Here is a 10,191-nt window from a genome sequence, read left to right as displayed (position 1 = left end):
GTATTTTGGCTATTGATATGGAAATTGCCACCCTATTTTCGGTTGGATATGCCTTAAATGTACCGACCGGTGCAATTATGCTCATTTCTGATATGCCCCTTCGTAAAGGAGGCATCAAAAGCAAGGATAGTGCAAATGTTGTATTCTGTAATCACACTTCGAACCATTTACGTATTGGAATTGATATCGTTGAGGCGATTAAAAAGCTCAAATCCGAAGAGCCTAAAGACCATGATCTTGTGTGCAGCAAATAATTGCGGGTGGATGATTTGAAAGTTACACCATTTCAAGAAAAGGTGTATCAGGCTTTGAAGACTGTTCCGAAAGGCAAGGTGACAACCTACAAGTATCTTGCCGAGGCAGTCGGGAGTAATTGTCCACTTGCCATCGGGCAGGCTTTAAAGCGAAATCCTTATGCCCCTGAAGTACCATGCCACAGAGTTATCAAAAGTGATTTGTCTATAGGGGGCTACTCGGGCGCGCGTTCGGGTGATCTTGTGCAAAAGAAAAAAGATCTGTTGCAGCAAGAAGGTGTTGAGTTTACAGGCGATTTCTTAAGGGATTGCCGATGCCTTTATAAACCCGAGACCTTCCAGCTCTTAAGGATTAGTTGATGTGTAGTAAAAATATCCACCTGCTGAGGCTGACAGTATCGTTACAACTGTCAGCACCAGCATGGTCAATCGTAAGTTCATTGTATGGGAGTTTCCTTAAATTACATTGGAATCAGCGGTATATAGTCAGGTGTCCAACGCATATTTTTTATGAGAGTTTTCAGGCGTTTTATATCACTGTTATGTTGATAATTGCTAAAAACGCAAAGGCGTGCGACACCTTCTTTAAGTGCACATTCTCCTACAGAGTTGGCGACCTTTAAACTCACTTCTGCTAAAGAATGAACCGGTGGAAACAAGATTCCCCTGGCGAGATCATCATCTGAAACCGATTCTGAAACTGCTTTAGCCGCAGCGGTGAAAAAGGCCGGTAAGACCTCTTTTGCTCCAGAGGCAAGGACGCCAAGACCGACACCAGGAAAAACGAAAACATTATTGCATTGACCGATGCGGATTGATTCACCATCGGCGATAACGGGATCAAAGGGGCTGCCGGTTGCGACAAGTGCCTGGCCGGAGGTCCACTCATAAATATCTTTCGGAACTGCCTCTGACATTGAAGTGGGATTGCTCAAAGGGAAAATTACCGGCCTGTCGGTGTTCTGCATGACCGCATCGACAATGTCTTTTGAAAAACAGCCCTGTTGGCCTGATGTGCCGATAAGAACCGTAACCTTTTCATTGATAATGACATTAAGCAATGAACCGTCTGTTGATGCTTTAAGCCAGGTGAGTTTTGCCGGATCTTTAGCGAATTTTTCCTTGTATGGCTCAAGTTTGCGGTCAGAGGTTACCACTCCCCGACTATCGAGGGTGAAGATTTTAGCGCGGGCGGCCTGCTGGTCGAGTCCTGCTTCAATTAAGGCCACTTCAATCTGTTCTGCAATACCGACCCCGCCAGCCCCAGCCCCATGAATCAGGAAAACCTGGTCGGTAATCGACTCTTTCTTAATTTTCATGGCAGAGTAGATGCCAGCCAGTGTCACGGCACCAGTTCCTTGAATGTCATCATTAAATGAGATCAGATCGTGAAGGTAGGTGTCTCTGATCGCGAAGGCATTTTGTTTGGAAAAATCTTCCCACTGGCAGAGAGTGTTGGGGAAAACGGCCCTGAAGGCACGGGCAAAACGTTGAATGAAATCGATGTAATCCTGACCTTCAAGCCGTTCATGCCTCCAACCAAGATATTCATCGTCATTGAGGAGTTCTTTGTTATTGGTGCCAACATCTAGTGAAATAGGCAGGCAGTGCCATGGGGCAATACCTGCACCCTGAGTATAGAGCATAAGCTTGCCAAGACAGATGGCGATACCACCCGCCCCCTGGTCACCAATTCCCAGGATGCCCTGGTTGTCAGTGACCACGGCAACGCGAATATCTCGGTGAACGAACTGTCGGAGGATACTTTCGGCGCTGTCAATATTACCAGGGTAAAAGTGCAGGCCATTAGCCTGACGGAACATTGAGGAGTAATGCTGACATGCATAACCTACTACCGGGGTATAAATAATCCTCATGTAGCGCTCAATGTCAGAAGCGATTACCGCATGGGCCAGGGTTGCGTTACGATCGAAAAGTGCACGTAAATAGATAAACTTTTCAACGTCGCTTTCCTTGGCATTTACTTTGTTTACAGAATTTCTGACTTGTGTTGCAAGGGTACGAACAGATGGTGGGACCGAGGCGTTCAAATCAAGTTGGTTCCGTTCTTCTTCCGTGTAAGCAGTGCCTTTACATGTATAACAGTTGCCAAACAGTCCGAACCCACGGTTGTAAACAAGAATTGCTTCTGTGTTTCCGTAGTCATCAAATTTGAAACCATAATCATCTCTTGGCATTTTTTACTCTCCTTGTCAGAAAAGGTATTGTACTTTTATTTAAAGTAGGTTGTGTTGGTGATTCATTATGAAATGATACTTCATAAGAAGAAAAAATAACAACCTCTATTCGTTACCATTCCATAAACACGAACCGATCGAGACGTTATAACGTATGTCGTGGCAGAAATTAGTAAATAAAAGTGTCACATCAATTACTGGTTTGGAGCAGGTTTTCGCTACAGATTTTCCTGGGCTTGACAGGGTTACCGAGAGATATCCTATGCGGATTAATCCCTATTATCTGGGGTTGATCAAAAAACATGGGGCGCCCTTGTTCAAACAGGTTGTGCCTGATATTGACGAACTCCATGATGGTGTTTGTTATGAGGATCCCCTGGACGAAGAAAATTTAAGTCCGGTTCCAAATCTGATCCATAAATATCCGGACCGGGTTCTTTTTCTTGTGCATAACCAATGTGCAGTCTACTGCAGGTTTTGCACCCGGAAGAGGAAAGTCGGAACCAGTCGGATGAAAATATCGGAGAGTACAATTGCTGCCGGAATCGAATATCTGGAAAACACACCGGCGGTAAGAGATGTTCTTGTTTCCGGGGGTGATCCGTTTTTGCTTTCTGATGAAGCTCTGGATTCGATATTGTCGAGAATTCGGGCAGTGAGTTCTGTTGAGATAATTCGTGTGGGCACCCGGGTTCCGTGTGTGCTGCCCATGCGTATTACCAAGAAATTTGCCCAGATGTTAAAGAAACATCATCCTTTATACGTTAACACCCATTTTAATCACCCAGCTGAAATCACTCCGGAGGCAGCGGAGGCCTGCGGTCGACTTGCAGATGCAGGTATCCAGATGGGATGTCAGACAGTGTTGTTGAAAGGTGTTAACGATGATGCAGAAGTTATGAAAACCCTTATGCGGCGTTTGTTGCAGATTAGGGTTAAGCCATATTATATTTTTCAAACGGATATGACAAAGGGTACCAACCATTTTCGCACGACAGTGGCAAAGGGGTTGGATATCATGAAACAGTTAATTGGCCATACATCCGGGTTGGCAGTACCAACCTATGCCATTGATGCCCCTGAGGGTGGAGGAAAGATACCGCTTCTTCCTGACTATTGTATTGAACATGGGGAGACAATGACCTTTCGAAACTACTGCGGCAAGATCTGTCATTATCGGTAACCATTTATGAATGTACTATTTGTGATCGAGTGTAATGCATGTTATCTCAGGTAATTAGCGCCACTTTAGAAGGTGTTTCAGGTCTCATTGTTGAGGTTGAGGTTGATATTGCTCCCGGTCTGCCCTCCTTTGCCACAGTCGGACTGCCTGAGGGTGCAGTCCGAGAGAGTAAGGACCGTGTTAAAGCTGCTATTAAAAATTGTGGCTATGATTTCCCAGCCCGCAAAATTACCGTTAACCTGGCGCCTGCTGACGTCCGCAAGGCCGGTACGGGTTATGACCTTCCAATTGCCATTGGCATCCTCTCTGCCACTGGTGTTCTGAAGGGCACAAAACATAAGGAGTATTTGTTGATTGGTGAACTGTCGCTGGATGGTAGGTTACGTCCCGTTCCAGGCGTACTGCCTATTGCTATCACCGCATCAAAGTCAGCTATTACCGGGATAATTGTTCCAGCTGAAAATGCCCAAGAGGCCGCAATCGTTGAAGGTCTTGACGTTATTGCCGTGAATACTCTATTTGAAGTGGTTGAGTTTTTAGAAGGTCTAAAGGTGATTGAACCTGTTGTATCATCGTTTTTACATGATAGGCCTGCATCATGCCAGTATGACATTGATTTAAGTGAGGTGAAGGGGCAGAGCCAGGCAAAACGCGCCCTTGAGATTGCCGCTGCTGGTGGCCATAATCTGCTTTTTGAAGGTCCGCCAGGTTCCGGAAAAACAATGATAGCCCGCCGGTTGCCTACCATACTCCCTGATCTCTCACTTGAAGAGGCCATTGAAACCACTTCGGTGTATAGTGTGGCCGGGTTGACCGATAAATACCAAGGCATAATTCGCCAACGGCCATTCAGGGCACCTCATCACACTATTTCTGATGCCGGATTGATTGGCGGCGGTCAAGTGCCACGGCCGGGTGAGGTTTCATTAGCACACAATGGCGTACTGTTTCTTGATGAACTAGCAGAATATAGGAAAAATGTACTCGAAGGCTTGCGGCAGCCTCTTGAGGATGGCATGGTTACAATTTCGCGGGCATCAAGTTCATTGACATTCCCGGCTGAGATAATTCTGGTTGCCGCTGTTAATCCTTGCCCGTGCGGCTATCACGGTGATCCAGCGCACAACTGCACATGTTCAGCTGTCCAAGTGCTTAAATATAAAAGCAGAATTTCAGGCCCACTCGTTGATCGAATCGATATGTATGTCGAGGTCTCGGCGGTCCCTTTTTCCGATTTAACATCCCAAACCAGTGGTGAGAGTTCTAAGGTAATTAAGGAACGGGTTGTGGCGGCCCGTAAAATTCAGCAGAAACGTTTTCAGCGCCACAAACATGTTTACTGCAACAGCCAGATGGGCAGCAAGGCAATTGCCAAATTCTGTGCACTTGACAGTACCTGCCAGCAGTTAATTGAAAATGCTGTAAACCGTCTTGGTTTGTCAGCAAGGGCTTATAATCGCATCCAGAAAATTGCCCGCACAATTGCTGATCTCGATAATGAAGAAGATATCAAGTCCAGTCATGTCGCTGAGGCTATCCAATATCGAAGGCTTGACAGATCGGCTTAGGAGCCCCCTCATTTAATACGTTGGAGCAATTATGATCCCTTTTATCGTTCCTTTTGCCTTATATCTCCTTGGCACGCAGTTACTGAGTTATTTCCCTGATCAATATCCATTATTATACCCCGTCTGTGTCGTCTTGGTAGGTGCAGCAACCCTGTTTCTGCTTCGAGGTAAGGATATTGTTAAAATTCACGGCAATATAGCGTCTGGAGTCATTGTTGGTGTTGTTGGAGTTGTTGCATGGATTTTGATCTGTCGGTTAGACCTTGAGCAACTAATTTTTGATCTCCTTCCCGATTTTCTTCAACCTGAACAACGACCATCATTTAATCCGTTTCAGTCAATTAACAGTACGGTAGGGCAGTGGGGATTTATTGCTATGCGGATGACCGGCCTTGCTGTGCTGGTGCCCCTGGTTGAAGAGATCTTCTGGCGAGGATTCCTTTTGCGGTGGGTGATTTCCCCGGACTGGCAGGATCAGGAAATCGGGGTTTTTACGTTTAAATCATTTGCCTGGATAACGGTTCTCTTTGCTCTAGCGCACCCCGAATGGATTGCCGCAGCAGTTTATTGTATTCTTTTAAATCTGCTCCTTTATTGGCGTCGTGATCTTTGGAACTGTATCGTTGCGCACGCAACAAGCAATGCCCTGCTTGGGGTATACGTATTGTATACTAAAACCTGGGAGTTGTGGTAACTCAGCAATTAATTAACCCAGGTCCAGTGAAAGAGTTTTTGAATAAGCTGGATTGTGCCGTCCAGAATAAATCCTATCACCCCGATTGCTAAGACAATTGCCATCAACCTGTCATATTCCATGGTGTCTCTGGCATCATTGATAATATAACCAAGGCCACTTGAAATCCCTAAGAATTCTACTGGAACCAGCACTATCCAGGCGACACCGATAGCCAGGCGGAGGCTGGTCAGTATATATGGTATCGAGGCTGGCAAAATAATCAGATAGAGAAGCTGCCTGTGGTTGGCGCCTTGATTTCTGGCCATCATAATCCATTGTGGGTTAACCCGCTTAACACCAAGTGCTGTGTTAAGCATGATTGGCCAAATTGTTGCCATGGTAATGAGAAAGTAGATTGTTTGTTCAAATGTATCGAAAATAAGCAGGGCAATCGGCATCCAGGAAAGCGGGCTAATCATTCGAATGAACTGAATCGGTGTGTAGGTCATTACCTGAGCGCGTTTTGAGTAACCGATAAAGAGTCCCAGCGGTAAACCCAGAAATAACGCGGTGCCAACTCCCAGTGTAACCCTCCGTACGCTGGCAATGACAGAGGACCAAAACTCATTGTCCACAAACAGTGTAAGGAGAGCTTTGATGGTTGGTCCTGGTAGGAATCCTGAAAATTGTTCAAAATCAGGGCGACTGAAGATAAAAGTACCGCAAACAATCCATATAAATATAAAAACAGCAATGCCCGCAGCCGCATAACAAGACTGGTGGAAGGGTTCTTTGAAGCCTTTGGCTGTGAGATGTTCCGGTCTGTGTTTTTTGAAATACTTCTTGATTAGTTTCATCATGCGTCACAGAGAGATAATCTCTTCCCGGGTCCATGGATTTTCCAGATCAATATCACCAAACATTGATGGCCCGCCAACCAGAGCGATTGCGTTTTTTACAAAGCTTCTATCAACAAGATCTTTCTCCGCAAAACCAGGTTGTAGCGTTTTTAGGAAGGAATGATCACCCTCCATTAAGGTATTGCTCATCTCTTGAGTTATAAATCGAGTTGCTGAGGGATACGGGTAAGGTTGAAAGCTTATTCGGCTGGAATTCCATTGCGAATTTTTAATTGCAGTTGGCTGCATGGGGCTTCCGTAGGTGGCAAGGTCGTATTTAGTAAACACCCTCTTTAAAACATCTTCTGCTATTGGCAGATACTTGCCTCCTGATTTTGATAAGATTTGGGCGGTATTAAGGGGGTTGTTTTTGATCCACAACTGGGCTCTGACGATTGAATTAATAATTTTTTGAGTAAAGATGGGGTCTTCGTTAATGATTTTCTCTGTCATTACCACCACGCAACAGGGATGATTCTTCCAGATATCCCCGGTAAAACGCATGATTTTGGCCTGAATACGCATCTCGGCCAAGGCGTTAAACGGTTCAGCAACAATAAATCCGTCAATTTTTTTGCCAGCCAAAGCAGCGGGCATATCTGGCGGCGGAAGTATAAACAGATTAACCTGGTGGAGAGGAAGAAAACGTTTTTGTGGCTGAATAACAGGGGTAAGCCCCGCATTCTTTATGCCCATCTGTAAAATGATGTTGTGCATTGAGTACCAGTAGGGTACGGCCAGCTGTTTGCCGCCAAGATCAGAAAAGCTGTTAATGCCCGAATCGGCCCTAACGGTTAAAGCGCTGCCGTTAGTGTGGTCCCAGGCCAGCACTTTAACAGGGGCTTTGTTCTTGAAGCGCATCCAGATCGGTATGGGGAGCAAAAGATGGGTAACGTCAAATTTGCCGGTGATAAATGACTCTGCCAGGGTCGACCAGCTCCGTAGTCGAATTGGTAACTCTGTCGTAATACCTTCATCTTTAAAAAAACCATTGGCATGGGCAATTAACAGCGGTGAGGCATCGGTAATGGGCAGATAACCGATACGCAACGTTCTGCGTGTGCGGGCCGCGACCGGACTATAAAACGTTGGCACTGCGCTGATTCCAGCCGCAATGGCACCTGCTTTAATGAGTGATCTGCGGGTCAGCTTTTTAACCGTCATCGTTTGAAGTCCGTGTTTGATTTACAGAAGTGATTGTATTTTGAAATGCTTCAAGTACTTGTCGTTTGGCCTCAAAAAAACTGCTGCTTTTGGCGTCCCTTGGATAGGGTAAATTAATGTCGATAGTGGAGGTAATGGTTGCAGGGTGACCTCCTAGAAAAAAAACTTTTTGACCTAAACTTACTGCCTCGTCAAGGTCATGGGTCACAAGCACGGCCGTGAACTTTTGCTGTTGCCAGATCTCAATAAGTTTTGCTTGAAGTCGTGATCTATTGGTTAAATCTAAGGAGGCAAAGGGCTCGTCAAGAAGCAGAACCCGTGGGTCGCTGATAAAAGCCCTTGCCAGGCAGACACGTTGAGCCATACCAATGGAAAGCTTTGGCGGGTGAATTTTTTCAAACCCGTTAAGGCCAATCAGATCAACCAGCTCCCTGGTCCGCTTTGCAATTTTGTAGGTGTCCCCGCGAAGCTTACAGCCAAAACCAATGTTTTCTTCAACTGTTAACCAGGGGAGCAGACTTGGATGTTGAAATAAGATGGTTCGAGTGGGGGCGGTTGATTCTATTAGTTGTGAATCTGCCAGAATGGAACCATCCGTGGGACTGGTGAGCCCTGAAATAAGATGAAGTAAGGTCGATTTTCCACAGCCGGACTCACCAACAATGACAACAAAACTCCCGTCTTCAATGACAAGATCTAAGTTGTCGAAGACCGTTAAGGTCTGATGATGCGACAATAAATACTTTTTTGAAACTTTTTTGAACTCTATTTTCAAGAAATTTAGTTCGCTTATCTGATGGTATTTTAGTGGCTGCTTCAGTTAACGATATGACTAATTGGCATGTGTCTAATTGCCTTATCGAGAATATAAATGGTACATACCATTTGTCAAGAAAGTCAAGAGAATGTGTTCGGTTATCTGTTTGGTTATCGCATAGCTGCTGCAGAACAAGGCATTGATTTTTTGCTGTAAATCCTTTAATTAGGCAGTAACCTGTTCAATACTTGTTATCCTGTCAAAAGTCGACATCCTGTCATGTTGCGTGAGCACACCATTGGTTTTTCCCTGTCAACTGACCTGTTAGAGACCCATTGCTAAAAGCGTACCTATGCAGTCAGTAAAAAAAACAAACTCGGCATTCATCACTGATAGATTGCAGCAACGTCGCCAGAGCGATTCTTTGCGGGTTTTAAAAGATGTCACGGTGGTTAATACTGTCCAGATCGTCTACCAGGGACAGCCCTGTATTAACTTTAGTTCCAATGATTATCTCGGTCTTTCTCAGCATCCGGCTATTAAGCAGGGCAGTATTGATTTTGTGAAGAGGTATGGCGCCGGTTCGACTGCCTCAAGACTTGTGTGCGGTAATAGAGATTTTTTCGGTGCGATTGAAACGCAGTTGGCAGAACTCAAAAACACGGAAGAGTCGTTAATCTTTTCATCCGGCTATCAGCTAAACGTTACCCTCCTGCCTGCACTTGCTGATAAAGATACTGTGATTCTGGCAGACCGTTTATGCCACAACAGCCTGATTCAAGGGGCTTTGTTGAGCCGAGCTTCGCTTTTTCGTTTCAGGCATAATGAGTTGTCTCATCTCAGTGATCTTTTGAAAAAATATACTGCCCGCGGAAAACGTATTATTATAGTTACCGAATCTGTGTTCAGTATGGATGGCGACTGTTGTGACATTGATGCAATTATTTCACTTGCCAAATTGTATGATGCGCTGCTCATCGTTGATGAAGCACATGCCACAGGCGTTCTTGGTCCCAATGGTATGGGTCTGGCCTGCGGCAAAGATGTTGATGTGATTATGGGGACCTTTGGTAAAGGGTGTGGGGTTTTTGGCGCCTATGTTGCCTGCTCAGCCAGAATGAAGGAGTACCTGATTAATTTTTGTAACGGCTTTGTCTATACTACTGCTTTGCCGCCAGCTGTTTTAGGAGGTATTAAGGCGGCTCTTGATATTGTGCCAGACCTTGACGCTGAACGAGCCCATCTGATGACACTATCCTCATCTCTAAGGGCTGGGTTGAAAAAGATCGGGGTCTCCACCGGAGAATCAACGACTCAGATCATTCCTGCCATTATCGGTAAAGACACCGAGGCCTTAGAGGCTGAACAATGGCTCTTTAGCCAAGGATATTTCGCAATCTGTATTCGTCATCCTACTGTAGAAAAAGGACAGGCACGCATTCGTCTGGCTTTATCATCATTCCATACAACGACGCAAATTGACGGCCTATTA

General features: G+C 45.4%; 10 protein-coding genes. 6 read left to right on the top strand and 4 right to left on the bottom strand.

Annotation, left to right across the window (positions count from 1 at the left end; genetic code table 11):
• Window positions 1–17: 17 nt before the first annotated feature.
• Together HQK80_13335 and HQK80_13330 are read left to right on the top strand one after the other, a co-directional pair.
• Window positions 18–254: a hypothetical protein gene (locus HQK80_13335; protein ID MBF0223185.1), complete on the top strand. Its 237-nt coding sequence runs from the start codon at window positions 18–20 to the stop codon at window positions 252–254.
• A gap of 6 nt (window positions 255–260) precedes the next feature.
• A complete protein-coding gene (locus tag HQK80_13330; protein MBF0223184.1) occupies window positions 261–614 on the top strand; it encodes an MGMT family protein in 354 nt (117 codons plus the stop codon).
• Between the two features lie 101 nt (window positions 615–715).
• Here HQK80_13330 and HQK80_13325 read toward each other — a convergent pair whose 3' ends face one another.
• Entirely contained in the window at window positions 716–2,452 is a 1,737-nt protein-coding gene (locus tag HQK80_13325; GenBank protein MBF0223183.1) for an NAD-dependent malic enzyme, read from the bottom strand.
• Window positions 2,453–2,606: 154 nt separating this feature from the next.
• On the opposite strand from HQK80_13325, the gene HQK80_13320 reads away from it, so the two are divergent.
• From HQK80_13320 to HQK80_13310, 3 genes are read left to right on the top strand one after another with little or no spacing between them, the layout of a single operon-like run.
• Window positions 2,607–3,635: a KamA family radical SAM protein gene (locus HQK80_13320; GenBank protein MBF0223182.1), complete on the top strand. Its 1,029-nt coding sequence runs from the start codon at window positions 2,607–2,609 to the stop codon at window positions 3,633–3,635.
• Window positions 3,636–3,673: 38 nt separating this feature from the next.
• Entirely contained in the window at window positions 3,674–5,203 is a 1,530-nt protein-coding gene (locus HQK80_13315) for a YifB family Mg chelatase-like AAA ATPase (protein MBF0223181.1), read from the top strand.
• Between the two features lie 31 nt (window positions 5,204–5,234).
• Window positions 5,235–5,897, top strand: coding sequence for a CAAX prenyl protease-related protein (locus HQK80_13310; protein MBF0223180.1), 663 nt, complete (start codon window positions 5,235–5,237; stop codon window positions 5,895–5,897).
• An 8-nt stretch (window positions 5,898–5,905) separates the two neighbouring features.
• Here HQK80_13310 and HQK80_13305 read toward each other — a convergent pair whose 3' ends face one another.
• Genes HQK80_13305 through HQK80_13295 form a run of 3 tightly spaced genes read right to left on the bottom strand, consistent with a single transcriptional unit; the run spans window position 5,906 to window position 8,717 of the window.
• The gene (locus HQK80_13305; protein MBF0223179.1) at window positions 5,906–6,736 is read right to left on the bottom strand and encodes an ABC transporter permease; all 831 of its coding nucleotides are present in this window, start codon (window positions 6,734–6,736) and stop codon (window positions 5,906–5,908) included.
• 6 nt (window positions 6,737–6,742) lie between these two features.
• Entirely contained in the window at window positions 6,743–7,942 is a 1,200-nt protein-coding gene (locus HQK80_13300; protein MBF0223178.1) for an ABC transporter substrate-binding protein, read from the bottom strand.
• Window positions 7,932–8,717, bottom strand: a complete 786-nt coding sequence (locus tag HQK80_13295; protein ID MBF0223177.1) for an ABC transporter ATP-binding protein — start codon at window positions 8,715–8,717, stop codon at window positions 7,932–7,934. Before HQK80_13295 ends, HQK80_13300 begins: the two co-directional genes overlap by 11 nt.
• Window positions 8,718–9,051: 334 nt before the next feature.
• Here HQK80_13295 and HQK80_13290 point away from each other — a divergent pair.
• The coding region (locus HQK80_13290; GenBank protein MBF0223176.1) for an 8-amino-7-oxononanoate synthase at window positions 9,052–10,191 on the top strand (1,140 nt) is incomplete at its 3' end.

The sequence above is a fragment of the Desulfobulbaceae bacterium genome (genome assembly GCA_015231515.1).
GTDB lineage: Bacteria > Desulfobacterota > Desulfobulbia > Desulfobulbales > VMSU01 > JADGBM01.
This window is presented reverse-complemented; position numbering and strand designations above follow the sequence as displayed.